Source organism: Chitinilyticum piscinae, assembly GCF_015223195.1.
GTDB classification, from domain to species: domain Bacteria; phylum Pseudomonadota; class Gammaproteobacteria; order Burkholderiales; family Chitinibacteraceae; genus Chitinilyticum; species Chitinilyticum piscinae.
In genome coordinates this window covers 15,588-40,880 of sequence record NZ_JADFUA010000012.1, presented here as the reverse complement: position 1 = coordinate 40,880, position 25,293 = coordinate 15,588, and the positions used below count along the sequence as shown (strand labels likewise).

At 60.7% G+C, this 25,293-nt stretch carries 18 protein-coding genes; 15 read left to right on the top strand and 3 right to left on the bottom strand.

Going from position 1 to position 25,293, the window contains the following annotated elements:
• Positions 1-78: 78 nt before the first annotated feature.
• The gene (gene gyrA / locus INR99_RS15260; RefSeq protein WP_194117242.1) at positions 79-2,748 is read right to left on the bottom strand and encodes a DNA gyrase subunit A; all 2,670 of its coding nucleotides are present in this window, start codon (positions 2,746-2,748) and stop codon (positions 79-81) included.
• A gap of 371 nt (positions 2,749-3,119) precedes the next feature.
• On the opposite strand from gyrA, the gene INR99_RS17845 reads away from it, so the two are divergent.
• The 8 genes from INR99_RS17845 (at position 3,120) to INR99_RS15220 (ending at position 14,046) form a co-directional block, all read left to right on the top strand.
• A complete protein-coding gene (locus INR99_RS17845; RefSeq protein WP_308431506.1) occupies positions 3,120-3,812 on the top strand; it encodes an OmpA family protein in 693 nt (230 codons plus the stop codon).
• A gap of 128 nt (positions 3,813-3,940) precedes the next feature.
• Positions 3,941-4,558: an outer membrane lipoprotein periplasmic chaperone LolA gene (lolA, locus tag INR99_RS15250; protein ID WP_194117240.1), complete on the top strand. Its 618-nt coding sequence runs from the start codon at positions 3,941-3,943 to the stop codon at positions 4,556-4,558.
• Positions 4,551-5,876 (top strand): replication-associated recombination protein A, encoded by a 1,326-nt coding sequence (locus INR99_RS15245; protein WP_194117239.1) that lies wholly within the window; start codon positions 4,551-4,553, stop codon positions 5,874-5,876. The genes lolA and INR99_RS15245 overlap by 8 nt, the downstream gene beginning before the upstream one ends.
• Before the next feature lie 151 nt (positions 5,877-6,027).
• A complete protein-coding gene (locus INR99_RS15240) occupies positions 6,028-9,084 on the top strand; it encodes a beta-galactosidase (protein WP_194117238.1) in 3,057 nt (1,018 codons plus the stop codon).
• Positions 9,081-10,436, top strand: a complete 1,356-nt coding sequence (locus INR99_RS15235; RefSeq protein ID WP_194117237.1) for a glycoside hydrolase family 125 protein — start codon at positions 9,081-9,083, stop codon at positions 10,434-10,436. The genes INR99_RS15240 and INR99_RS15235 overlap by 4 nt, the downstream gene beginning before the upstream one ends.
• Positions 10,437-10,629: 193 nt before the next feature.
• Positions 10,630-11,637 carry a LacI family DNA-binding transcriptional regulator gene (locus tag INR99_RS15230; RefSeq protein ID WP_194117236.1) on the top strand — a complete coding sequence of 336 codons (1,008 nt, stop codon included), beginning with the start codon at positions 10,630-10,632 and terminating at the stop codon, positions 11,635-11,637.
• Positions 11,624-12,811: an AGE family epimerase/isomerase gene (locus INR99_RS15225; RefSeq protein ID WP_194117235.1), complete on the top strand. Its 1,188-nt coding sequence runs from the start codon at positions 11,624-11,626 to the stop codon at positions 12,809-12,811. The genes INR99_RS15230 and INR99_RS15225 overlap by 14 nt, the downstream gene beginning before the upstream one ends.
• Positions 12,812-13,095: 284 nt before the next feature.
• Positions 13,096-14,046 (top strand): carbohydrate kinase family protein, encoded by a 951-nt coding sequence (locus INR99_RS15220; protein WP_194117234.1) that lies wholly within the window; start codon positions 13,096-13,098, stop codon positions 14,044-14,046.
• 204 nt (positions 14,047-14,250) lie between these two features.
• Here INR99_RS15220 and orn read toward each other — a convergent pair whose 3' ends face one another.
• Positions 14,251-14,826: an oligoribonuclease gene (gene orn, locus INR99_RS15215; RefSeq protein WP_194117233.1), complete on the bottom strand. Its 576-nt coding sequence runs from the start codon at positions 14,824-14,826 to the stop codon at positions 14,251-14,253.
• A gap of 158 nt (positions 14,827-14,984) precedes the next feature.
• Between orn and INR99_RS15210 the strand changes: the two genes are divergently transcribed.
• The 4 genes from INR99_RS15210 to rsgA all read left to right on the top strand — a co-directional run bounded on the left by INR99_RS15210 (position 14,985) and on the right by rsgA (position 18,187).
• Positions 14,985-15,551: a hypothetical protein gene (locus INR99_RS15210; protein WP_194117232.1), complete on the top strand. Its 567-nt coding sequence runs from the start codon at positions 14,985-14,987 to the stop codon at positions 15,549-15,551.
• A gap of 148 nt (positions 15,552-15,699) precedes the next feature.
• Positions 15,700-16,947 carry a M48 family metallopeptidase gene (locus INR99_RS15205; RefSeq protein WP_194117231.1) on the top strand — a complete coding sequence of 416 codons (1,248 nt, stop codon included), beginning with the start codon at positions 15,700-15,702 and terminating at the stop codon, positions 16,945-16,947.
• Between the two features lie 32 nt (positions 16,948-16,979).
• The gene (locus tag INR99_RS15200; protein WP_194117230.1) at positions 16,980-17,297 is read left to right on the top strand and encodes a 4a-hydroxytetrahydrobiopterin dehydratase; all 318 of its coding nucleotides are present in this window, start codon (positions 16,980-16,982) and stop codon (positions 17,295-17,297) included.
• 8 nt (positions 17,298-17,305) lie between these two features.
• Positions 17,306-18,187, top strand: coding sequence for a ribosome small subunit-dependent GTPase A (gene rsgA, locus INR99_RS15195; protein WP_194117229.1), 882 nt, complete (start codon positions 17,306-17,308; stop codon positions 18,185-18,187).
• A gap of 49 nt (positions 18,188-18,236) precedes the next feature.
• On the opposite strand, the gene INR99_RS15190 is transcribed toward rsgA, so the two are convergent.
• A complete protein-coding gene (locus INR99_RS15190; RefSeq protein WP_194117228.1) occupies positions 18,237-18,788 on the bottom strand; it encodes a DUF2062 domain-containing protein in 552 nt (183 codons plus the stop codon).
• 98 nt (positions 18,789-18,886) lie between these two features.
• On the opposite strand from INR99_RS15190, the gene INR99_RS15185 reads away from it, so the two are divergent.
• From INR99_RS15185 to uvrB, 3 genes are all read left to right on the top strand, one after another.
• Positions 18,887-21,088 carry a RelA/SpoT family protein gene (locus INR99_RS15185; RefSeq protein WP_194117227.1) on the top strand — a complete coding sequence of 734 codons (2,202 nt, stop codon included), beginning with the start codon at positions 18,887-18,889 and terminating at the stop codon, positions 21,086-21,088.
• A 60-nt stretch (positions 21,089-21,148) separates the two neighbouring features.
• Positions 21,149-23,035 (top strand): methyl-accepting chemotaxis protein, encoded by a 1,887-nt coding sequence (locus INR99_RS15180; protein ID WP_194117226.1) that lies wholly within the window; start codon positions 21,149-21,151, stop codon positions 23,033-23,035.
• A 154-nt stretch (positions 23,036-23,189) separates the two neighbouring features.
• Complete coding sequence (gene uvrB / locus INR99_RS15175; protein ID WP_194117225.1) at positions 23,190-25,208, top strand: excinuclease ABC subunit UvrB; 2,019 nt, start codon at positions 23,190-23,192, stop codon at positions 25,206-25,208.
• Positions 25,209-25,293 lie beyond the last annotated feature (85 nt).

Below are 25,293 nucleotides of genomic sequence, written 5' to 3'. Positions count from 1 at the left end.
AGGGTATTGGCTGGCAGCTTAGTCAAAAACTAGGCCTCAGACCAATACCCCATATCACGTATGGCGACAGGTGACGGATTATTCGTCCGCAACCTCTCCCGCGTCGACCTCACCGACCTCGGTGCCGTCTTCCTCATCGGACTCCGGTTCGCAGACCTTCTCAAGACCGGAGAGGAACTCGCCCTCGTCCAGATTGATCAGGCGCACACCCTGCGCAGAGCGACCGGTTTCACGGATTTCGGCCACCTTGGTGCGAATCAGCACACCACCGGTGGTAATCAGCATCACGTCGTCGCTTTCTTCCACCAGACTTGCCGCCACCAGCTTGAAGCCGGTCTTTTCCGTCAGATCCATCGCAATCACGCCCTGCGTGCCGCGGCTGGTCAGGCGGAAATCCGCTACCGTGGTGCGCTTGCCGTAGCCGCCATTGCTGGCAGTCAGCACCATCTGCGTATCCGACGTGGACACCAGCAGCGCAATGACCTGTTGGCCGTCTTCAAGCTTCATGCCGCGCACGCCGCCGGCCGTCCGCCCCATCGGGCGTACACCGCCTTCATCCGGATGCTCGTTGAAACGAACCGATTTGCCGGCATCCGAGAACAGCATGATCTGGTCGTGACCGGAGGTGATCGCCACACTGACCAGGCGATCGCCCTCCTCCAGCTTCACCGCGATGATGCCTGCGGTACGCGGGCGCGAGAAGGCCTTCAGTGGCGTCTTCTTCACGGTGCCGTTGGCAGTACACATGAAGATGAACGGGCCATTGGCCTTTTCGTCGAACTCGGCATCGTCCTCGAGATCCGGCGCATCATGATCGGTAAAGGCCTTCACCGGCAGGATGGCGCTGATCTTCTCCCCGTCTTCGAGCGGCAGCAGATTGTTGATCGGCTTGCCACGGCTGGAGCGCCCGCCCTGCGGCAGCGCATACACCTTGAGCCAGTAGACACGACCACGACTGGAGAAGCACAGGATGTAATCGTGGGTATTGGCAACGAAGAGCTGATCGATGAAATCATCGTCCTTGGTGGCTGCGGCCTGCTTGCCGCGACCGCCACGCTTTTGCGCACGGTATTCGTCGGTCGGTGTCGCCTTCATGTAGCCGCCGTGCGTCAGCGTCACCACCATATCCTGCGGCGTAATCAGGTCTTCAATGCTGATGTCGTCACCATGCAGCACGATTTCCGAACGACGGGCATCGCCATAGTTGAGTTTTACTTCGTTCAGTTCGTCGGAAATGATCTGCGTCACGCGTGCGGGTGTGGCAAGGATATCGAGCAGGTCGATGATCTTCGCCATGATTTCTTTGTATTCGCCAACGATCTTGTCCTGCTCGAGACCCGTCAGGCGCTGCAGACGCAGTTCCAGAATTGCCTGCGCCTGTACTTCGGACAGACGATATCCGTCAGCCGACAGGCCGAAATCAACGCCGAGGCCTTCCGGACGCGAAGCGGCGATATCGGTGCGCGAAAGCATGTCCTCGACCAGCTCGGAACGCCATACACGCCCCATCAGCGCGGTCTTGGCCTCCGGCGGCGTCGCCGCAGCCTTGATCAGCGCGATGATTTCATCGACGTTGGACAACGCAACGGCGAGCCCCTCGAGAATATGCCCCCGTTCGCGCGCTTTGCGCAGTTCGAAAACGGTACGGCGCGTCACCACTTCACGCCGATGCTTGAGGAAACACTCCAGCACCTGCTTGAGATTCAACAGGCGCGGCTGGCCATCGACCAGCGCCACCATATTGATGCCAAAGCTGTCCTGAAGCTGGGTCTGCTTGAACAGGTTGTTCAGCACCACATCGGGCATCTCGTTGCGCTTGAGCTCGATCACCACGCGCATGCCGGACTTGTCCGATTCGTCCCGGATCTCCGAAATGCCCTCGATCAGCTTGTCGCGTACCAGCTCGCCGATCCGCTCCAGCAGACGCGCCTTGTTGACCTGATATGGCAACTCGTCCACGACGATAGCCTGACGGTCACCATTCTTGCCACAGTCTTCGAAGTGGGTGCGGGCGCGCATGACGACACGGCCACGACCGGTGCGGTAGCCTTCGCGCACCCCATGAATGCCATAAATGATGCCGGCGGTCGGAAAATCAGGAGCTGGAATGAAATCGATCAGCTCGTCGACACTGAGCTCAGGATTGCCCAACAGCGCCAACGCGCCATTGATCACCTCGCCGACATTGTGCGGCGGGATGTTGGTCGCCATACCGACAGCAATACCCGACGAGCCGTTAATCAGCAGGTTCGGAATCCGGGTGGGCAGAACGGTTGGTTCGAGCTCTTTCTCGTCGTAGTTCGGCGTGAAATCGACCGTTTCCTTGTCGATGTCGGCGAGAAGTTCGCCCGTCACCTTTTCCAGACGACACTCGGTGTAACGGTAAGCCGCGGCATTATCCCCATCGATCGAGCCGAAGTTACCCTGGCCATCAATCAGTGTGTAGCGCAGCGAAAAATCCTGCGCCATGCGCACCAGCGCTTCATAGGCTGCGAAATCACCGTGCGGATGATATTTACCCAGCACGTCACCGATCACCCGCGCACACTTCACGTAAGGACGATTCCAGACATTGTTGCTTTCATGCATCGCAAACAGAATGCGGCGATGAACGGGCTTGAGGCCATCACGGACATCGGGCAATGCACGCCCTACGATCACACTCATCGCATAATCGAGATAGGAACGGCGCATTTCCTCTTCGAGGCTGACCGGCAGGGTTTCTTTGGCAAACAGTTGTTCGGACATTGGCGGTAGAGAGATTGCAGTAATCCTGCTATATCAAAAAGCAAGGCTGGGTAAAATAAAGCTGCAGCCCGAATGTGCGGAATTCACGTTTTCAAGCTGCCGCCCTGAGGGCAGAATATGCATATGGAAAAAGCGCGAGTCGCACTGCGATTCTAGCATGACCAGCCCGAGGGGCAGCAAACCAAGGGTAAAAGCGACATCTTTCACACAGATTGCCTTTGCTTACCGCGTGTAACGTGGCTACAATGCGTAGTGTGTGATATTGGTAGACGTATGACGTGGGCATGCTGAATCACGGAAGCAATCCGCAATTCTCTTACCCAGTACATCCACGTGACTACACATCAAATACATCATGGAGAAAATCTGACATGCTGAAGCAAACCCTCACCACTCTGGCTCTGGTCGCTGCTTTCGGTGCCGCCGGCACTGCCGCTGCTGCCACTGAAGCTTATGTAACCAACTCCACCAACGTTAGTGCCGCCAACCCGGAAGGCGTGGTGAAGAACGGCATCGGCGAATGCTGGCAGACCGGCTCCTGGAGCAAGGACAAGGTCGTCAAGGGCTGCCCGGGCTGGGTTGAACCGGTAGCCGCCAAGGTTGAAGAAAAGAAACCGGAAGTCAAGCAACCGGAAACCGTAGTTACTTCCAAGAAATTCGTGCTGAAGTCTGATGTTCTGTTCGACTTCAACAAGTCGACCCTGAAGCCGGCCGGCAAGGACGCACTGGACAAGCTGGTTGAAGAAGTCAAGGGCATGGCTGGCACCAAGGACGGCGCAGCCGTTGTAGTTGGCTACACCGACCGCATCGGTTCCGACAAGTACAACCAAGCCCTGTCCGAAAAGCGTGCCAACACTGTACGTGACTACCTGGTAGCCAAGGGCGCGCCGGCTGACAAGATGACTGTTGAAGGTCGTGGCGAAGCCAACCCGGTAACCGGCGACACCTGCAACTCGATCAAGGACAGCAAGAAGACCCGCGCCAAGCTGGTTGAATGCCTGGCTCCGGATCGCCGCGTAGAAATCGAAGTCAAGGGTACCCAGACCATTACTGAAACCAAGTAATCGTCAGTCCCTGTGAAAAAGCCCCGCACTGCGGGGCTTTTTCTTTGCCCCCATCTCGTGCATTGCGCACAGTTTGCAGCGCCGGCATCAGTTACACTGGCACTATTTGCAACAGTCACTCAGACAGCATGCTCAAAGCTCTCATCTTCAGAACCTCCGCATTCCTCTGCCTGCTCAGTGGGACCGTTTGTGCAGGCCCCAGCGCCGATCTGCAGCGCTACCTGGCTGATACCCAGTCGCTGCGCGGCGAATTTCAGCAAGTCGTCACCCAGCGCTCCGGCAAAGTCCAGCGCTCCAGCGGCACTCTCGTGATCGCCAAGCCGGGCAAGTTCCGCTGGGAATACCTCAAGCCCTACCAGCAACTGTTGCTTGGCGACGGCAAGCAGGTCACGCTATTCGACGCTGACCTCATGCAGGTCACGATCAAACCACAAGGCAAGCTGCTTGATGCAAGCCCGGCCGCACTGCTCGCCGGCCAGGCCGATCTGGCCAGCCGCTACACGCTGAAAGAGCTACCAGAGAAAGACCAGCTGCAGTGGGTCGAGCTGACCCCGAAGCAGCCAGACCAGAGCTTCGAGCGTGCACGCATCGGACTCGACAAGGCGGGCGTCAAGGCGATGGAGCTGGACGACCACTTCAACCAGACCACCCGCATCCAGTTCGACAAGCTCGAGCGCAACCCCAAACTCGCCGCCGACGTATTCAATTTCACCATCCCGGCTGGCGCCGACGTGATCCGTGAGTAAAGACCTCTTCAGCAGCACACCGCCCGCACATCAGCCCCTGGCCGAACTGCTGCGCCCGCAGGTCATTGGCGACGTGGTCGGCCAGGATCACCTGCTCGGCAGCGGCAAGCCGCTGGCGCTTGCGCTGGCAGCCGGCCAGCCGCACTCCATGCTGCTGTGGGGGCCGCCCGGCGTAGGCAAGACCACTCTGGCGCGCCTGCTGGCTCGCGCTTTTGGCTGCGAGATGCTGGCCCTGTCCGCCGTGTTTTCCGGCGTGAAGGACATCCGCGCCGCGATGGACGAGGCGGAGATGAATCGCCAGCGCGGTTTGCGCACCATGCTGTTTGTCGACGAAGTCCACCGTTTCAACAAGGCCCAGCAGGATGCCTTCCTGCCCTACGTCGAATCCGGGCTGGTCACCTTCATCGGCGCCACGACTGAGAACCCCTCCTTCGAAGTCAACGCCGCGCTGCTGTCACGCGCGCAGGTCTATGTGCTGAAGGCACTGGACGATGCCTCGCTCGGCCTGCTGGTCGCACGTGCGCTCGAACGCCACTATCCGGAGCTGGCCTTCACCGACGACGGCATCGCCTCACTGATCGGTCTGGCCGACGGCGACGCACGCCGGCTGCTCAATCTGGTCGAGCAGGCCGCCAATGCCGCCCGGGCCAGCAGCCGCAACGAGCTCGACGCCGCATTTCTCAATGAAGCACTGTCGCTGAACAACCGCCGCTTCGACAAGGGCGGTGACAATTTCTACGACCAGATCTCCGCGTTGCACAAATCGGTGCGCGGTTCAAACCCCGATGCCGCACTGTACTGGTTTTGCCGCATGATCGACGGCGGGGCTGACGCACGCTACCTCGCACGCCGCATCGTGCGCATGGCCTGGGAAGACATCGGTCTGGCCGATCCGCGCGCAATGCAGCTCTGCAACGACGCGGCGACCACCTATGAGCGTCTGGGCAGTCCCGAGGGCGAGCTGGCGCTGGCGCAGGCGGTGATCTATCTGGCCGTCGCCCCCAAATCCAATGCCGGCTACATGGCACACAAGCAGGCGATGGGGCTGGTCGGCAAGGACAAATCGCGCCCGGTGCCCGAGCACCTGCGCAATGCGCCAACGCGGCTGATGAAGGAACTCGGCTACGGCAAACTCTATCGCTACGCACACGACGAGCCGGAAGCCTATGCCGCCGGCGAAACCTACCTGCCCGAAGGACTTGAAGGCACACGTTTTTACGAGCCGACCCCGCGCGGACTGGAAGGGAAAATCGCCGAGAAACTGCGGCACCTGTCCGAGCTTGATGCCCTCTGGCTCACTGAACACGGCAAATCCTGAACTCCCGACCCCGCCCTGTGCGGGGTTGTTATTTTTCACGGCTTGCCATTCGCAGCACGCACCTTGAACTCGCCGCAAGCGCAGTCCACAATGCAGCAATCGTTTAGTTATTTAACAAATAAACTAAACACCACTTCCACGGATTGCTGCCATGACCATCTACGCCCTGCTCGACCCGGCCTTCCCTGCCCCGCATCCACTGCCCGACACGCTGCCAGACCAGTGGCAAGCCCTGAATGTCAGGCAACTGGCCACAGCACTGACTCAGGCCAAAGCCGGCAGCGTGTATGTGCACCTTTACGGCAGCGCTTTTCCCCGCGCCGCCTGGCCGGCACTGAAGCAGTTTCTGGCGCAAGGCGGCAACCTTGTCAGCCTCGGGCGCACGCCATTCGGGCAGCCAGTCGATGAGCATGGGCAGACCACAGCGCAGGCCGCACTGTTCCGCGATCTCGACATCCACGAAATCCAGCATGTCGATTGCGGCGCGGCAACACAGCTGAAATCATCCGCCCTGCCCCCCTGGCTGGATGGCCAGCTAGCCTGCCTGTCGACGCAAGCCGCGACCGACGGCTTCGTGCTGATGCCGACCAAGGATAAGGATCAGCCGCTGGATTCCGGCTCGGCCGGGCCGATGGATGCGCGGATTGTTCCGCTGGCCAGCGTGCTCAACGCCCAAGGCCATGCGATTGCCAGCCCGGTGGTGATGATCGAGCGCCTGCGCGGTGCTATGGCCGGATCGCGGCAACTATTCGTGACTGTCGAGCCTGGCGCGGCCTTCTGGCAGAACGGCGGCATGGCCATGCTCGACACCCTGACCAAGTACGCCGCGCATGGCGTGACCGAGTGGTGGCTGAAGCCCGATTTTGCCTGCTACGAGCCCGGCGAAGTTGCCACGCTGACGCTGCAGGGCGAGGCGCTCGGCGCCACCCGCGGCCAGCGCTGGACAGCACGAATTACCACCACGTATGGCCTTGAAGCCCTTGATGAACGAGAGCTGCAGCTCGATACCCTGCAGGATGGCCCGATCTCGAAACGCTTTACCCTGCCCTACCCGATCCGCGCCGGCCGCTATGCAATCAGTGCAACACTCACCAGCGACGCCGGGGAAATCATCAAACTGGAACAGGGCTTCTGGGGGCGTGACGCCGAGCTGCTGGCGCGCGGCACGCGACTAAAGGCCGGGCGCGATTATTTCGAGCGCGATGGCCAGGTAATGCCGGTGGTCGGCATGACCTATATGGCGAGTGATGTGCACCGCAAATTCCTGCAGCTGCCCAATGTGGCGATGTGGGATGCCGACATGGCGACACTGGCCGGCATGGGCGTCAATTATCTGCGCACCGGCATCTGGAGCGCATGGCGGCAACTGATGTTTGTCGACGGCCATGCCAGCGAGGCGCTGCTGCGCGCGATCGACGCCTTTATCCTTACCTGCGCCAGCCATGACCTGGAGTGCTGTTTCACCTTCTTCGCCTTCACGCCGGAGGCCTGGGAAGGCAGCAACCCTTACCTCGATCCGCGCAGCCGTGCTGCGCAGAAGCGCTTCATCCGCAGCGTGGTGGCGCGCCACACCGATACCAAACGCGTGCACTGGGATCTGATCAACGAGCCGTCGCTGTTTGACCCCGAGCGCATTTTCGTCGGCCCGCGCACGCTGCACGACAAGCACGAAAACCAGGCTTTCCGCGACTGGCTGCGCGCGCGCAATCCGGACATTGCGCACTGGCAGGCCGCCTGGGACATGAGCCCGGCCAAACTGCCGGACTTTTCCGCCATCCGCCCGCCGCAGCCGGAGAAAATCGGCTTCAACACCACCGAAATCGCCCCGAAGCAGCACGGCCTCTGGCTCGATTACGCGCTGTTCACGCAAAACGCACACCGCGACTGGGCCGCCGATCTGGCCGCCAGTATCCGCGAGCTGGTTCCCGATGTGCTGGTGTGCGTGGGCCAGGACGAGGCGCTCGGCCAGCAGCGCCCGCATGCCTTCTTTTATGCCGATGCGGTCGATTACACCACCGTGCACAGCTGGTGGCTGAACGACGCGCTGGGCTGGGACAGCCTGTTCAGCAAGACGCCGCACAAGCCGAATCTGGTGCAGGAAACCGGCATCATGCACGTCGAGCGCCCGAATGGCCGCTCGCGCCGCAGTGAAGCCGAGCTGATGCAACTGCTGGAGCGCAAATACGCGTACTCCTACGCCTACGGCAACGCCGGCGCGGTGCACTGGATCTGGAACATCAACTACCACATGGACAATATCAACGAGTCGCACATCGGCGCCTGCCGCGCCGACGGCTCGCAGAAACCCGAGGCCGAGATCACCGCCGCGTTTGGCGAATTTTTTGGCAAGGTTGGGGTATTGCTCCATAACCGAGAACTGCCAAAGGCTGCTGTTGTATACCCGTTCGCCAACGACTACAGCAACCGCCGCACCACACTGGATGCAACGCAAGCGCTGGTTCGCCAGTTCGGCTTCGAACTGGGCGTGAACCTGCAGGCGGTTTCTGACCATGACCTCTCCAGCCTGATGAGCGCGCCGCCGCAACTGCTGCTCCTGCCCTGCCCGTTCAATCTGGACGATGGCTGCTGGGAGCAGGTCAAGGCCTTGCTCGCTACGCATCCGGTGACGCTCTTGCTGACCGGCCCGGCGACGCTCGACCGCTATTTCAATGCCACCGAGCGCGCGCCGTTTGACCAAGCCAGCATCCGCAACCTCAGCCGCGAAGAGCCGTGCGAGATCGGTGGGACCGTACAGCGCGCCACCTTTGCCGGTGAAGCCATTGCCCGCATCGAAACCGGCGTCGCCGCAAGTGGCGACAGCGCACAGCTGCAGCGCATCCCCTTCGGCCAAGGACGCCGTGGCCAGATCCTGTGGCACCCGCTGCCGCTAGAGCTGAACGCCAATCCTGCAGCCTTGAACACGCTGTACCGCGAAGCGCTGCATGCCGCCAATCTCACCGCCGACTTCATCTGGCAGGGCGAAGCGCCGATGGGCGTCTTCCTGCACGCGCAGCATTTCGCCGGCCACACGCTGTGGATCGCGATCAGCGAAACCAGCCGCGACCAGCTGCTGCAGTTCAGCGACCCGCGCAGTGGCCGGCACTATCAAACGCAGCTCGCCGCCGGCCGCGCACAACTGTGGCTGACCGATAGCAAGGGAGCGGTTGTCGCCAGCCTGCGCAACCATGCGGTGGAGGTAGTGCGATGAACCAGCGCCCCGCTACACCGCGCTTCCAGTCCATCGCCGTCGAGGCGACCATTGCCACGGTGTCTGCACGCATCACGGATGCGAAGCTGCGTACCCTGTTTGCCAACTGCTATCCGAACACGCTCGATACCACCGTGTTCCACCGCGACGACGAACAAGGCCGGCCGGATACCTTTGTGATCACCGGCGACATCCACGCGCTGTGGTTGCGCGACAGCACCGCTCAAGTTTGGCCCTACCTGCCGCTGGCGGCGGATGACGCGGCACTCGCACGCATGATCGCTGGCCTCGTGCGCCGGCAGACGCACTGCATCCTGATCGACCCGTACGCCAATGCCTTCAACGACGGCCCCGGTGACAGCGAGTGGAAGACGGACCACACCGAGATGAAGCCCGAACTACACGAGCGCAAGTGGGAGCTGGATTCGCTGTGCTACGCCATCCGCCTCGCGCACGGCTACTGGCAGGCAACACGCGACTCGGGCGTGTTCGATGCGGATGTTTTCGATCAGGGCTGGCTGGCCGCGATGGAGCTGGCAGTCAATACAATGATCGAGCAGCAACGCAAAACCGGCCCCGGCCCCTACCGCTTTGCGCGCACCACGGCCTGGCAATCGGACACGCTGCCGTGCAATGGCTGGGGCAACCCGCTCAAGCCCGTCGGCCTGATCGCGTCGATGTTCCGGCCTTCTGATGATGCCTGCGTGTTCGGCTTTCTGGTGCCATCGAACCACTTTGCCGTGGTCAGTCTGCGCCAGCTCGCTGACTTGCTCGACCAGCATTACCCCGGCCACCCACTGGCAGCCCGCAGCCGCGCACTGGCCGACGAGGTGGATGCGGCGCTGCAGGCGCACGCCATCGTCACCCACCCGGAATACGGCCGCATCTGGGCCTACGAGGTCGACGGCTTTGGCAATGCACTGCTGATGGACGACGCGAATGTGCCCAGCCTGTTATCGCTACCGTATCTGGGTGTATGCCTAGAAAATGAAGAGGTCTATGCCAATACCCGCCGTTTTGTGCTCTCCGGTTCGAACCCCTGGCACTTCCGCAGCAGCGACGGGCGCATCAGCGGCATCGGCAGCCCGCACACGCTCACGCCGCGCATCTGGCCGATGAGCATCATCCTGCGCGCGCTGACCAGCCGCGATGCAGCCGAAATCGGCGAGTGCCTGGCGATGCTGGTAAACAGCGACGGCGGCAGCGGGCTGATGCATGAGTCCTTTATGCCGGACGATCCCTCTGACTTCACCCGCGCCTGGTTTGCCTGGGCGAACACGCTGTTTGGCGAGCTCATGCTGAAGGTGGCGCAGGAGCAGCCGGCGCTGCTGGCGGAGGAATATGTATGGTGACACCGCGCTTGTTTTTCCAACACACGCTGCCTGCCGCTGACGCTGGCCAAGCACACCTTGCCGTTGCAGCCGCCGAGAAACGCAGTCGCCCTCAGGGTTTCGGCGCACGCCTGTTCGCAGCCCGCGCCGCAGGCGCTAATGCCCCGTCGTCTTCAGGGCACTCCGTCCTAATTACCAGCAGCTGGGGGGTAGCATGAGCATCAGCCTGCGCGAACTCGCCGATGCCGCCGGCGTGTCGGTCGGCACCGCCTCGCGCGCGCTCAAGCATCAGGGTGGCGTGTCGGAAGCCACGCGGCAGAAGGTGATCGCGCTGGCCGCCGAGCTGGACTACGACCAGCACCGCCTGCAGCGCGCACCGCTGCAACGCGTGCTGCTGCTCTTGCACCGCAGCCACGCCACACCGGCGACCGCGCCCTTCTACGCCGAACTGATTGCCGGTGCGGAACAGGTCTGCAGTGAGCTGGGTATATCGCTGCAACCCTTTGTTATTGATCCTTCTGGATCGATACGTAGGCAGGTGCTGCAGCAGCAGCCCGATGGCCTGCTGTGCGTGGGCTTTATCGAGCCGGATGTGCTCGACGTGATCCGCGGGCTTGGCAAACCCCTGGCGCTGATCGACACCTGCGCGCCGGGGCTGGCCAGCGTCAACCCGGACAACGAAGCCGGCACGCGCGTACTGACCGAACACCTGCTGGCGCGCGGCTGCCGCCGCATCGCCTTTGTGTCCGGCTCGCTGGCGCACCATTCGATCCGCCTGCGTGAGCGCGGCTACCGCCAGGCCCTGTTCAACGCCGGCCTGCTGGCTGATCCGGCACTGGAAGTGCTGATCCCCGCCGGCGTCGATCTGGCCAGCGGCGCCGCCGCGGCTCTTGATGAGCTGCTGGCGCTCGCCAGCCCGCCCGACGCCATCATCGCCTTCAATGATGCCTGCGCGCTGGCGCTGCTGGACGCCTGCCGGCTGCGCGGTGTGCGTGTACCCGATGACCTCGCCATTGCCGGCTTTGACGACATTCCGGCTTCCGGCGCGGCCGGCCTCAGCACCGTCAACATCGACAAGGCCGCGCTGGGCGCCGCCGGCGTGACCCTGCTGCTGGCCGCCGCCGAGCACCAGCCCGCCAGCGAGCCCCTGCATCCTGTCAGTCTGGTGCTGCGATCCAGCACCGGCCCCCATTGCCAAGGAGACCCCCATGCACCTGCCTGATTTCCGCAATCAGCAAACCCTGCTCGACCACGTGCGCCACACGATGGCCTTCTACCATCCGCGTGCGATTGACGAAAGCGGCGGCTTCTACCATTTCTTCAAGGATGACGGCACGGTGTACGACGCGCACACCCGCCATCTGGTCAGCAGCACGCGCTTTGTTTTCAACTACGCGATGGCGTACAAACACTTCGGCGGTGACGAGTATCTGGCCGGTGTGAAGCACGGGCTGGACTTCCTGCGCCGCGTGCACCGCGACCCGGCTACCGGCGGCTATGCCTGGCAACTGCAATGGCAGGACGGCGTGAAAACGGTCGATGACGCCACCAACCACTGCTACGGGCTGGCCTTCGTGGTGCTGGCCTACGCGCACGGCGTGATGGCCGGTGTACCGGAAGCCAAAGCCTGGCTGGAAGAAACCTGGCAGCTGATGGAAGCGCACTTCTGGGAGCCGGATTACGGCCTGTATGCCGACGAAGCGACTCCAGAGTGGGGGCCCAAACCCTACCGCGGCCAGAACGCGAACATGCATGCCTGCGAAGCGATGCTCACCGCTTTCGAGGCGACCGGGGACGTGAAATACCTCGACCGCGCCGAATTGCTGGCCAACAACATCGCCAACCGCCAGGCCGCGCTGGCGAACGGCATGATGTGGGAACACTACCACCGCGACTGGTCGGTGGACTGGGATTACAACCGCGACGACAAGACCAACATTTTCCGCCCCTGGGGCTACCAGCCCGGCCATCTGGCCGAGTGGGCGAAGCTGCTGCTGATTCTGGAGCGCCACCGCCCGCTACCCTGGCTGTTGCCGCGCGCGGAAGAATTGTTCAGCACCGCGATGCAGAAAGCCTGGGATGCCGAGCATGGCGGCCTGTATTACGGCTTCGGCCCGCAGGATGAAATCTGCGACAGCGACAAGTATTTCTGGGTGCAGGCAGAAAGCCTCGCCGCCGCCGCGCTGCTCGCCAAACGCACCGGAAAACCGGAATACTGGAATGACTACCAGCGGCTGTGGGCGTATTCGTGGGAACATTTCGTCGACCACCAGCACGGCGGCTGGTGGCGTATCCTGCGCGCGGACAACAGCAAATACAGCGATGAGAAAAGCCCCGCCGGCAAGGTGGACTACCACACGATGGGGGCGTGTTACGAGGCGCTGAATGCGCTGTGATCCGCTTGTTACGCTGATTAGCACGCCCAAGCCCTGAAGCCGCCGAGAAGCGCAACAAGCAACAGGGTTTCGCGGGTGAGATGTTTGAGCCCGCAGGGCGAGTTTCGAACCCGCGCTGTTGCTTGTGAGCATCGCAGGGCACCCCGCGCAGCGGGGCGGCGGACCGGGCTCGGCTTCGGGGTGAAGGGGGATTTGCCGAGACAAATCCCCCTTCCCGTGGGCGCGACGGAATCGCGCATGCAAACACCGCGCCGCAAGGCGCAAAACAAAGGCAGAACCAAGTGATGACCTTCCCCCGCTTCATTGCCGCCGGCGAGGCGCTCACCGACCTGATCCGTGGCGACGGCGACAGCTGGCACGCCAAGGTTGGCGGCGCGACGTGGAACGTCGCCCGCGTGATGGCGAAACTCGGCATCCCCAGCGCCTTTGCCGGCGCGGTCAGCAAGGATTGTTTCGGTGATGAACTGGTGGCGGCGAGCCGCGCGGCGGGGCTTGATTTGCGCTTTCTGCAGCAGAACGCGCACTCGCCACTGCTCGCCGTCGTGCACCAGACCAATCCGCCGGCCTATTTCTTTGTCGGCGACGACGGCGCCGACCTGCACTTCGACCCGGCGCAGCTACCCGCCGGCTGGCTGAGCCGGGACATCTGGCTGCATTTCGGCGGCATCAGTCTCGCCCGCCCCAAGCTGGCAAACACCTTGCTGCAACTTGCCCGTGATGCGCGCGCCATCGGCGCCAGAATCAGCTTCGACCCCAATTTCCGCGTGCTGATGGATGAAGCCTACGACCCGGTTTTGCGGGAAATGACGCAGCTCGCTGACGTGATCAAGGTGTCCGACGAGGACCTGCGCGGGCTGTTCCGAACGGACGACGAAGCTAGGGCCTTTGCCACATTGCGCAGCTGGAATCCGCAGGCGATGTATCTCTATACGCGCGGCGCAGCCGGCGCGAGCCTCTGTCACGGTGACGCGCACTGGCAGCAGACGCCTCCGGCTATGGACGTCGTCGATACCGTCGGCGCGGGCGACGCCAGCATGGGCGGGCTGATCTGGAGTCTGCTGCTGCACTCTGAGGCCGACGGCGCCACTCACCTGCGTCACGCTGTCGCCGCTGGCAGCCTGGCCTGCACGAGAGAAGGAGCGAATCCGCCAGAGGTCGGCGAGTTGGCCTCACTGGTCAAGCAAATGCAGGTAAACCATGGATTGTCCATACTTCAGAAGTCAAACCTCGGCTAACCTTATGCGTACAGGATCAGCAGGAAAGCCCGGCACCAAGCAGGGGCAAGGCGGCACAGCGCAGCAACGCTCGTCTGCAATGATCCACTCCTCTCCCCCTGACTGGTTTACTCAAATAGCCGGCGCTGGTTCTGACGCCATACCATTTAGAGCATAGTCAAGGCAGATAGTCTTCGTTAGGAGCCCCCAGGGAGAGCTGTCAAGTTAGAGTGACAGTGCGTCAGAGCCGGGAAGGGGCACCCTTAGGAAGTGCTCGCGGTAGAATTTCAGTTCGTCGATGGATTCATAGATATCAGCCAGCGCAGTGTGCTTGCCCTGCTTCTTGAACTGGCTGTGCAGTTCGGGAACCCAGCGCTTGCACAATTCCTTGAGTGTCGAGACATCGAGATTGCGGTAGTGGAACCAATCCTCAAGCTTGGGCATCCATCGCGCCATGAACCGGCGATCCTGGCAAATGCTGTTGCCGCACATCGGGCTGGTAAGGCGTGGCACATACTGCATCACGAAAGCTAGCGCTTCGGCCTCAACCTGCTCGGCCGTGGAGCTGCTGGCTTTCACGCGATCAATCAGCCCCGAGCGCCCATGGGTGCCCTTGTTCCAGTCATCCATGGCATCCAGCACGGCATCGGGCTGGTGCACTACCCACACCGGGCTTTCGGCAACGGTGTTCAGATGTTTGTCGGTAATGACAATGGCCAGCTCGAGAATACGGTCATTGAGCGGATCCAGACCGGTCATTTCCATGTCCAGCCAGACGAGATTGTTCTGATCCTGTGCCATATGCAGTTCATCCAAAGTAAGGCGAAATTGCACGAATGATACCGCAAAGCCGCGAGTCGACTTGCAGGAACACAGCCCAGCCCCGGAACGACGGTTTGCCTTAAGGTTTCGATAGGCTATACCGGAACTGATTCCACTTTCAGCGTGCTTTCACAATCATGGCTATCCCCGAACTTGAAATCCCCAGTGGCGGCACTGCTGCCAGCAACCCCGACCTGAACTGGAGCCAGGTGCGCGAGACCATCCTGATGCTGGGCCTGTCGGTCGCACAGATCCGCCAGGCGATGCTGGAAAGCACCACGTCGCTTGATACCCTGACTGATTCGTTTGCCGCGACCCATGGCAAGATCGACGACATCCGCAACATGCTGCATCAACTGGCCACCCCCGAGGGTGCCGAACTGGAGCAGCACATCGCGGAAATCGACACCATCAACATGCGTGCAGTCGTGGCGTTCCAGTTCTATGATCGCCTGACGCAACGGCTTGATCATGCCTGCGGCAGCATTGCCTGCCTGGCCGACCTCGTAGCCGATCCGCAACGCCTATACATTCCGCGCGAATGGCTCGGGCTGCAGGAGCGCATCCGCTCGCAGTTCACCATGGAGCAGGAACACGAACTGTTCGCCAACATCATGAAAGGCATGAGCCTGAGCGAAGCACTGAAACTGGTTGCCGCCCCCAGCGATGGCCAGCCGGCCTCAGGCGATGTGGAGTTATTCTGATACCCGACACCCCATAACCACGTGATCAATTCCATCTATCCTTGAAGTACACATACCCCTCCACCGCGCCGGCAAGCCGGATTTGCCGCCGCACTCCGGCAGGGCGTATGGCATACTGCGGGTTTTGTTGCATTTCTGCCGTTTCCGTATGTCTGCGCATCAGTTCTCCGCCCTGTTCCTGTTTGCCCTGATTTCCAGCGTGCTGGTGCAATTGTGGCTGGCACTGCGCCATGCCAATCACGTGCGCCGCCATCGTGCCCGGGTTCCAGACGCGTTTCGTGACAGCATTACACTGGAAGCGCATCAGCGCGCGGCGGATTACACCGTTGCCAAGACTCGCTTCGGCATGCTGGTCACCATCTACGATGCCATGCTGCTGCTGGCCTTCACCCTCGGCGGCGGCATCGAAGTGCTGCAGCAGCTCAGTAGCAGCTGGCTGAGCTCTCCGCTTCTGGCCGGCGTCGCACTGATTGCCGGACTGGGGCTGCTGCATGGTCTGCTGACCTTGCCGTTCACACTAGTCTCGACCTTCAGAATTGAAGCCCGCTTTGGTTTCAACACCATGACGCTCCGCCTTTTCGTCACCGATCAGCTCAAAAGCCTGCTGCTGGCGGCCGTACTTGGCCTGCCACTGCTGCTGGCCGTGCTGTGGCTGATGCAGGCCATGGGCGAACGCTGGTGGATCTGGGTCTGGCTGGTCTGGCTGGGTTTTTCACTGTTGCTGATGTGGATTTTCCCGACCTTCATCGCCCCGCTGTTCAACAAATTCGAGCCGCTGCCTGATGACGCCCTGCGCAGCCGCATCGAAGCGCTGCTTGCCCGCTGCGGCTTCCGTTCCAGCGGCATTTTCGTGATGGATGGCTCCAAGCGTTCCAGCCACGGCAATGCCTACTTCACCGGGCTGGGCTCGGCCAAACGGATCGTGTTTTTCGACACCCTGCTCAAGCACCTGGATGCGGATGAAATGGAGGCCGTGCTGGCACACGAGCTGGGCCACTTCAAGCATCGTCACATTTTGCAGCGACTGGTCTGGACCTTCGCCATGATGCTGGGCTTACTGTGGCTGCTGGGCCTGCTCAGCCGCGAAAGCTGGTTCTACGAGGGCTTGGGGGTTAGCACACCAAGCACCGCCGCAGCCTTGCTGCTGTTTTTCCTGGTACTGCCGGTGTTCACTTTCCTGTTCGGCCCGCTCGGCTCCTTCCTGTCCCGCCGCCACGAATACCAGGCCGATGCCTACGCAGCGCAACAGACTTCGGCTGCCATGCTAGTCTCCGCGCTGGTCAAGCTCTACCGCGATAACGCTGCAACGCTGACGCCTGATCGCTGGCACAGCATGTTCTATGACAGCCACCCGCCCGCAGCACTGCGCATTGCCGCCCTGCAGCGACTTGGCTAAAACGAAGAACTGTCCCCTTTACGGAGCCCCATATGCTGTTGCTGCTGGAACACTGCATTAACCATCCCGCCCGCCTGCCCCCCGGTGAAGCGGAAACACTGACCGGCCAGCTCGACGGCTGGCGCCTGGCGGATGATTATCTCGAGCGCAGCTTTGAATTCGGCAGTTACCAGGACACCATCGCATTCGTCAATGCACTGGCGTGGATTGCCCAGCGCGAAAACCACCACCCTGAACTCACGGTCAGCTTCGGCGAATGCCGCGTACGCTGGTGCACACACAGCGCTGGTGGCCTGACCCGCAACGACTTCATCTGCGCGGCCAAGGTCGACGCCCTTTTCCTCGCCTGACCCGCTCCATGTCCGACACCCTCGCCCGCATCGTCACCAGCCACGGTAAAGCCTACATCGTTGAACTGAACGACGGCAGCCGCCGTCAGGCCAGCACCCGTGGCAAGAAAACCGACTATGCCTGTGGCGACCGGGTACACATCAAGGTACTGAATGCCGAACAGGCCGTCATCGAAGGGACAGAAACACGCGGGAGCCTGTTGTACCGGTCCGATCAGTGGCGCAGCAAGCTGATCGCGGCCAACGTGACGCAGATCGTGATTGTGGTTGCCCCCGTGCCCAGCTTTTTTGACGAACTGATCGGACGCTGCCTGATCGCCGCCGAAGCGGCCGACATCAGCCCGCTGATCTGCCTGAACAAGAGCGACCTGCCACAGGCGGCAGTGGCCCGCGAGCGGCTGGCCTTTTATGAATCACTTGGCTACCCGGTACTGGCACTCTCGGCCCTTGAGGACGTACAGCCCTTGCGTGCAAGGCTGCATGGCCAGACCTCGGTGCTGGTCGGCCAGTCCGGCATGGGCAAATCCACGCTGACCAATGCACTGATCCCCGACGCCAATGCACGTATCAACGACATTTCGGTCGCACTGGATTCGGGCAAACACACCACCACGCACGCGACGCTCTACCATCTGGACGAGAAGAGTGATCTGATCGACTCACCCGGCCTGCAATCCTTTGGTCTGGCGCATGTCACCGCCGAACAGTTGCCGCGCCTCATGCCGGATCTGCGCGGCTATCTGGGACAATGCCGCTTTCATAACTGCCGCCATCGTCAGGAACCCGGCTGCGCCATCAGCCAGGCGCTCGCCGAGGGGGCAATCCGTCCAGATCGCGTGGCCCTGCTGCAGCGGTTGCAAGATGAGCTAAGTGCCGCTCAGAGTTACTAAACTCACCCCCCTATCGGCCGCAAAACAAGCATCAACGAGGATTGCAAGCCTATACCCTAAGTCTTGCATTGGACTTGCGCCTTCGTACCACGATCCAGCCACGCCAGAATAGCTCGACGGCGAAATAGCCGCCAATCGCCAGCAGCGTTGCCAGCACCGGCAAACCGACCAGCAAGGCCGGACCAAGCCCGATCATCCAGTCCAGCATCGCCGAAAGCCACGCCAACGGGGCTCCGAAGGAAAAATCAGGCATCGGCTGCTGAACTACACCATTGCCATTCCCACCCAGCAGGAAAGAGCCGAGTTTGTAAGCCACCCAGTATATCGGGCCAATAGTCAGCGGGTTGGTATAGAACGTCACCAGTAACGCGACCGGCAGATTGCTGCGCCAGCCCAGCGACAGCAGGGCTGCCGTGAGCATCTGCAGCGGCCCCGGGATCAATCCGGACAGGAAGCCAACGGCAACGCCGCGGGCAACGCAGCGACGATGCAGATGCCAGAGGTCGGGATGACCAAGCTTGCTGCCAAAACAGCGCAGGAGACGGTGCTCGCGCACGGCATGGGGCTCGGGCAGATAGCGCCGGAGGAGTTTTCGGGGCATAAAGGAACCAGATAAGGGTAAAATCAATCCACTGCACAGGCAGTCTGGCACGGTAGACCGGCCAGCCCCGGCAAAATTCCCGAGTTCTGCATTCAACCATGGTAGCTGTCAACCGCACCCTCGCCCAATCGATCGCCGAAGCCGCCGATCCACAGCTCTGGCTGGCCGCGCTGTCAGCGCGATTCACGCCAGCGGAAGTCGCCCTGCTGACCCGCGCACTGCAGTGGACAGGCCAGCATTGCGAGAACGCCAGTCACCCCCAGACTGGCACTCCGCTATTCCAGCATGCCGTTGCCAGCGCCTCGATTGTCGCCGATCTGCGCCTGGGTGCCGATGCTATTGCGGCCGCACTGCTGTTTGCCGTGACCGAGGTACTGGACAAGCCGATTCCCGCGATTGCCGAGGCTGTCTCGCCGGAGGCCGCCAAGCTGGTGGATGGCATTGCCAGACTGCGCAAGCTGCAGTGGCTGAACAACCAGTCGCTTCGCGCCGAGGAACGCAACCAGCAGATCGAAGGCTTGCGCAAGATGTTGCTGGCAATGGTCGAAGACATCCGCGCCGTGCTGATCCTGCTGGCCTGGCGCACCCAGACCATGCATGTACTGGCCCAGGCACCGGAAGCAGTCCGCCGCGAAGTCGCGCAGGAAACCCTGGAGATTTTCGCCCCACTGGCCAACCGGCTGGGCGTCTGGCAGATCAAATGGGAACTGGAGGATCTGGGCTTTCGTCATCTGCACCCCGATACCTACAAGAAGATCGCCAAACTGCTGGATGAGCGTCGCGTCGATCGTGAACGTTTCATCACCAACGTGCTCGACACCTTGCGCGCCGAACTGAAAACGGTCGGCATCAAGGCCGATCTGATGGGGCGGCCCAAGCACATTTACAGCATCTGGAAAAAGATGCAGAAGAAAAAGCTCGATTTCTCAGAGCTCTATGACATCCGCGCAGTACGGGTGCTGGTTGACGATCTGAAGGACTGTTACACGGTGCTGGGCATCGTGCACAACCTCTGGCAGCCGATCCCCGGCGAATTTGATGACTATATCGCCCAGCCCAAGGGCAACAATTACCGCTCGCTGCACACTGCGGTGATCGGCCCGGAAGACAAGGCAGTCGAAGTGCAGATCCGCACCTTCGACATGCACGAGCACGCCGAATATGGCGTTGCCGCGCACTGGCGCTACAAGGAAGGCGGCCGGGGTGATTCGAGTTACGAGGAAAAAATTGCCTGGCTGCGGCAATTGCTGGACTGGCGCGAAGACAGTGCAAGCGACAGCCACTTTGCCGACGCCTTCAAGGCCGAGCTGTTTGACGACACGATCTACGTGCAGACCCCTGCCGGCAAGGTCATTGCCTTGCCCCGCGGCTCGACCCCGGTGGATTTTGCGTATCACGTCCACACCGATCTCGGGCATCGCTGCCGCGGTGCAAAGGTCGACGGAGCCATCGTTCCGCTCAATACCCCATTGGAAAATGGCCAGCGCATCGAGATCATTGCGGCCAAGGAAGGCGGCCCCAGCCTGGACTGGCTACATCAGGGTTACGTCAAAAGCCATCGAGCCGCGACCAAGCTGCGTCACTGGATCAGACAGCAGAATCAGGATGTTGCCCGCGAGGCGGGCAAAACCATTTACGACAAGGAAGCCGCCCGCGCAGGCGCAACACACGTCAATCAGGAACAGGTGGCCAGTCGCCTCGGTCTGAAAACCATCGACGAGGTGTTTCTGTCGCTGGGGCAGGGCGAGCTGACGCTGCGTGAACTGGCAGACGCTCTGACGGAGACACTGGCTCCGCCCCCGGCGCCAGCTCAAGACACCCCCGACAGCATCATCAAGAGCGCCAGAGCCGACCAGCACGGCCAGGGCATCCTGATCGAAGGGGTCGACAAACTGATGACCCTGCTGGCGAAATGCTGTAAACCGGTGCCGCCTGATCCGGTAATGGGCTTTGTCACCCGCGGGCGCGGCATCTCGATCCACCGGGCGGACTGTCAGGCACTGAAACGGCTCGCAGCCGAATCGCCGGAACGGCTGATCAAGGCCGACTGGGGCAAGCAGCAAGGGCAGACATTTGCCACCGACATCGAAGTCGAAGCCCATGAACGGGCTCATCTGCTGCGCGATCTGAGCGACACCATGGCCAGGGACAAGATCAATGTCACCGCCGTCACCATGCAACCACGAGACAACCGCGTCTACCTGCGCTTTACCGTAGAAATCCGCGATACGGAGCAGTTGCAACGCATTTTTGCCAAGCTGAGGGAGATCAGCGGCGTCATTCGCGCCGAACGGAGCTAAAGCCACCTTGTGTTCCTGAATTTCCGTTAATAGACTGAAGCAGCCTTACAGGAGACGGCCATGCTCAACACATTACGCGGAAAACTGATCATTTTCATTGCGGGGCTGACCCTTATTCTGGCCTCGATACTCACGCTGGGCGCATACCTGAAAATGCGCACGGAAATTGTCGAAACCAGCCTCAACCACGAAATCATCGGCACTGCCGCCGGTTATGACGTGGTACTGCGCAACTGGATCAACGAGAAAAAAATGATCATCAGCGCGCTGGCCACATCCATCGCGCACGCCCCGGATCCCATGCCGGCACTGACGCAAGCCGCCCAGAGCTCGACATTTGACTCGACCTATATGGGCAAACCCGACAAGCAGATGATCACCTCGCGGGACCTCAAGCTGCCCGATGGTTACGACCCGACCGGACGCCCCTGGTATGTCCAGACGGTCAAGGAAGACAAAACCGTCCTTACCCCTCCCTATGTCGACGCAGGAACCAAGCAGCTGATCGTCACGTTTGCAGCGCCAGTCAAGAAAGACGGCCAACTGCTGGGTGTAGTCGGTGCCGACATCATGCTTGATGCCATCGTCAAGGACGTGCTGAACATTCACCTGACAGGGGACGGTTATGCCATGCTGCTTGGCAAGGATGGCAAGGTACTGGTGCATTCCGACCAGAGCCTGATCAGCAAGGATGCCAGCGAACTCAGCCCGATTTTTGCCAAGGATAGCCTGGCAGCGCTGGCTGCAGGCAAGGCCCTCGGCCAAGCCGAGATCAGCGGGCAGGCCAAATTTGTGTATGCCGATGAAATCGAAGGTTCCGAAACCTATCTGGTGTTTGTCATCGACAAGGGCAAGGCGCTCGCCCCACTCAATCAGTTACTCAGCATTGCCGTGATTACGCTGGTCATTGTTCTGCTGATCATTGTTCCGCTCGCCAGCCTGCAGGTGAACCGCATGATGAAAGGCCTGCTGAAAGTCCGGGACGGGATGCGTGAAATTTCACAGGGCGAAGGCGATCTGACCCGCAAGATCGATGTTCACGGCACCGATGAAATTGCCCAGACGGCGCAAGCATTCAATGCCTTCACCGACAAACTCCGGCAAATGTTCCTGGACATCCGCAAGGAATCTGAAAATCTGACCAGGGGGGTGAACGAAATCAATCAGGTGCTCGATACACTGGCACAGGATTCCCAGACACTGGCCGATCTGGCATCGGGGAATGCCGCTACGATTGAAGAAATCACCGTCAGCATCAGTCACATCGCTGACAATTCCCGTGAAGCCAATGAACTGGTCAATAGCACCGGGGCGCTTTCCAGCGAATCAACCCGGACGGTACGGGAAGTTGCCAGCGAAGTCGGCAAATCCGCCGATGAGGTACAGAACCTTTCCGCGCTTCTGGACCGCTTGAGCACACGCAGCGAAGAAATCAGCGGAATCATTCGCGTGATCAAGGATATTGCCGATCAGACCAATCTGCTGGCGCTCAATGCCGCCATTGAAGCCGCACGCGCCGGCGAACAGGGCCGCGGGTTTGCGGTGGTTGCCGACGAAGTCCGCAAGCTGGCCGAACGTACCGGGCAGGCCACGCTGGAAATTACTGGAATGATCGAAGGCATCCGTGGCGAAACCGATGCTGCGGTCCACAATATGCAATCCACGGTTGCCGCAGTGCAGAATGGTGTATCACTCAGCGACAATGCCGCGAGCAAGATCGACCTTATCCGCGACAATATGTCGCTGGTCATGCAGAAGATGGGCGAAATCGCGCATTCCACCAGCGAACAACAGGATGCCACCACCCTCATGGCGCAAAGCGCGGAGAACATCACGAATCAGATGCAGCAAAGCGATGCCGCCCTGCAACGTGCCACCCGTTCGGTGCATCAACTCAATGAATTGGCCAACTTCCTGCTGCAGATGTTCGGCAAATTCCGACTCTAAGGAGCGCAGACTCTCGATGTATACCGCCCTTGCCCTGCAAGGGCGATTTTGTATTGAGGCAACGGCGCAGATCGATTGCTTGTGGAATTAGTGCGGCGGATAATTGCCGTCCCCGGTGCCTTGGGCACCAGTATCCTGCAAGGCTTGTGCGCGCATGTTCGTGTCCTTCCCCGGCTCCCCCTACCGTCTTTTTCAGCCCTTTCCGCCGGCCGGCGATCAGCCTGCAGCAATTGGCAGATTGCTTGAAGGGCTGGAGGATGGCTTGAAATACCAGACGCTACTGGGCGTGACCGGCTCAGGCAAGACCTTCACCATGGCAAACGTCATCGCCCGGAGCGGCCGCCCGGCAATCGTGATGGCGCCCAACAAGACACTGGCAGCACAACTCTACGCCGAATTCCGCGAGTTCTTCCCGGAAAATGCCGTCGAGTATTTCGTCAGCTACTACGACTATTACCAGCCCGAAGCCTACGTCCCTAGTCGGGACCTGTTTATTGAAAAGGACTCGAGCATCAACGAGCACATCGAACAGATGCGCCTGTCCGCAACCAAGGCAATGCTTGAACGACGGGATTGCGTGATCGTGGCCACGGTATCGGCGATCTACGGTATCGGCGACCCCAGTGACTATCACAAGATGATCTTGCACCTGAAGGAAGGGGAAACTCTTGCCCAGCGCGACATCATCAAACGGCTGATCACCATGCAGTACGAGCGCAGCGAAATGGACTTCGCACGCGGCACGTTTCGCGTGCGAGGTGACGTCATCGATGTCTTTCCAGCGGAAAATGCGGAACTGGCGCTGCGCATCGATCTGTTTGACGATGAAATTGAAAAGCTAAGCCTGTTTGACCCCCTCACCGGCCATATCAAGCAAAAGGTAGGAAGGTATACCGTCTTTCCCAGCAGTCACTATGTCACGCCGCGTGATACGGTATTGCGTGCAATTGAAACAATCAAAGTCGAGCTACGGGACCGGCTGGAATTTTTCTACCGGGAGCAGCGTCTGGTCGAGGCGCAGCGCCTGGAACAACGCACCCGTTTCGATCTGGAAATGCTCAACGAGATGGGCTTTTGCAAAGGCATCGAAAACTACTCGCGGCACTTTTCCGGCAAGCGAGCAGGCGATGCCCCCCCCACCCTGATTGACTACCTGCCCGAAGACTGCCTGATGTTCATGGACGAATCGCATGTCCTGATTGGACAGGTTGGTGGCATGTACCGTGGCGACCGTGCTCGCAAGGAAAATCTGGTGGATTATGGCTTCCGTCTGCCCTCGGCGCTGGACAACCGCCCGCTGAAATTCGAAGAATTCGAACGACTGATGCCACAGACCATTTTTGTCTCTGCCACACCCGCCGACTATGAAAAGGAACACCAGGGCCAGGTAGTTGAACAGCTGGTTCGCCCGACGGGGCTGATCGACCCCGAGGTCATCATCCGTCCGGTTGGCACGCAGGTCGACGACCTGTTGTCCGAAGCGCGCAAGCGCATCGAGGTCGGCGAGCGGGTACTGGTCACGACCCTCACCAAGCGCATGGCAGAACAGTTAACCGAATATCTGTCAGAGCATGGCATCAAAGTCCGCTATCTGCATTCTGATATCGATACCGTCGAGCGTGTCGAGATCATCCGCGATCTGCGGCTGGGACTGTTCGATGTTCTGGTTGGCATCAATCTGCTGCGCGAAGGGCTGGATATTCCCGAAGTATCCCTGGTCGCGATACTGGATGCGGACAAGGAGGGCTTCCTGCGCAGCGAGCGCAGCCTGATCCAGACCATCGGTCGCGCCGCACGCCACCTGCACGGCACCGCAATTCTCTACGCCGACCGCATCACCGACTCGATGCGCAAGGCCATCGATGAAACTGCCCGGCGACGCGAGAAGCAACTGGCATTCAATGCGGAACACGGCATCGTCCCGAAATCGGTCAGCAAACGAATCAAGGACATCATCGACGGCGTCTATGATGCCGAAGCGGCTGCCGCCAGCCGCATCGAGCAGAAGCGCCAGCGCGAACTGGAGCAGCTGGATGAAAAAGCACTGGCGAAAGAACTGAAACGCCTGGAAAAAGAGATGCTCGATGCGGCTCGGAACCTGGAGTTCGAAAAAGCCGCACAGTTGCGTGACCAGTTGCGCACCTTGCGCGAGCGCGCCTTCGGGCATGAATGACAAGCCGGATCGTTGCAAAACATCGACAGCACGCAAGATGTTGCATTCCCGGCATTTCATCCGGTTTTCGCTTGCTATATAAACA

Excerpts from the sequence above, each read along its gene's own strand:
- INR99_RS15225 (WP_194117235.1), top strand. The coding sequence starts at position 11,624 with ATGCACCTGCCTGATTTCCGCAATCAGCAAACCCTGCTCGACCACGTG.
- INR99_RS15210 (WP_194117232.1), top strand. The coding sequence starts at position 14,985 with ATGGCTATCCCCGAACTTGAAATCCCCAGTGGCGGCACTGCTGCCAGC.
- gyrA (WP_194117242.1), bottom strand. The coding sequence starts at position 2,748 with ATGTCCGAACAACTGTTTGCCAAAGAAACCCTGCCGGTCAGCCTCGAA.
- INR99_RS15200 (WP_194117230.1), top strand. The coding sequence starts at position 16,980 with ATGCTGTTGCTGCTGGAACACTGCATTAACCATCCCGCCCGCCTGCCC.
- INR99_RS15190 (WP_194117228.1), bottom strand. The coding sequence starts at position 18,788 with ATGCCCCGAAAACTCCTCCGGCGCTATCTGCCCGAGCCCCATGCCGTG.
- INR99_RS15185 (WP_194117227.1), top strand. The coding sequence starts at position 18,887 with ATGGTAGCTGTCAACCGCACCCTCGCCCAATCGATCGCCGAAGCCGCC.
- INR99_RS15240 (WP_194117238.1), top strand. The coding sequence starts at position 6,028 with ATGACCATCTACGCCCTGCTCGACCCGGCCTTCCCTGCCCCGCATCCA.
- uvrB (WP_194117225.1), top strand. The coding sequence starts at position 23,190 with ATGTTCGTGTCCTTCCCCGGCTCCCCCTACCGTCTTTTTCAGCCCTTT.
- rsgA (WP_194117229.1), top strand. The coding sequence starts at position 17,306 with ATGTCCGACACCCTCGCCCGCATCGTCACCAGCCACGGTAAAGCCTAC.
- INR99_RS15180 (WP_194117226.1), top strand. The coding sequence starts at position 21,149 with ATGCTCAACACATTACGCGGAAAACTGATCATTTTCATTGCGGGGCTG.
- INR99_RS15235 (WP_194117237.1), top strand. The coding sequence starts at position 9,081 with ATGAACCAGCGCCCCGCTACACCGCGCTTCCAGTCCATCGCCGTCGAG.
- INR99_RS17845 (WP_308431506.1), top strand. The coding sequence starts at position 3,120 with ATGCTGAAGCAAACCCTCACCACTCTGGCTCTGGTCGCTGCTTTCGGT.
- INR99_RS15230 (WP_194117236.1), top strand. The coding sequence starts at position 10,630 with ATGAGCATCAGCCTGCGCGAACTCGCCGATGCCGCCGGCGTGTCGGTC.
- INR99_RS15220 (WP_194117234.1), top strand. The coding sequence starts at position 13,096 with ATGACCTTCCCCCGCTTCATTGCCGCCGGCGAGGCGCTCACCGACCTG.
- INR99_RS15205 (WP_194117231.1), top strand. The coding sequence starts at position 15,700 with ATGTCTGCGCATCAGTTCTCCGCCCTGTTCCTGTTTGCCCTGATTTCC.
- orn (WP_194117233.1), bottom strand. The coding sequence starts at position 14,826 with ATGGCACAGGATCAGAACAATCTCGTCTGGCTGGACATGGAAATGACC.
- lolA (WP_194117240.1), top strand. The coding sequence starts at position 3,941 with ATGCTCAAAGCTCTCATCTTCAGAACCTCCGCATTCCTCTGCCTGCTC.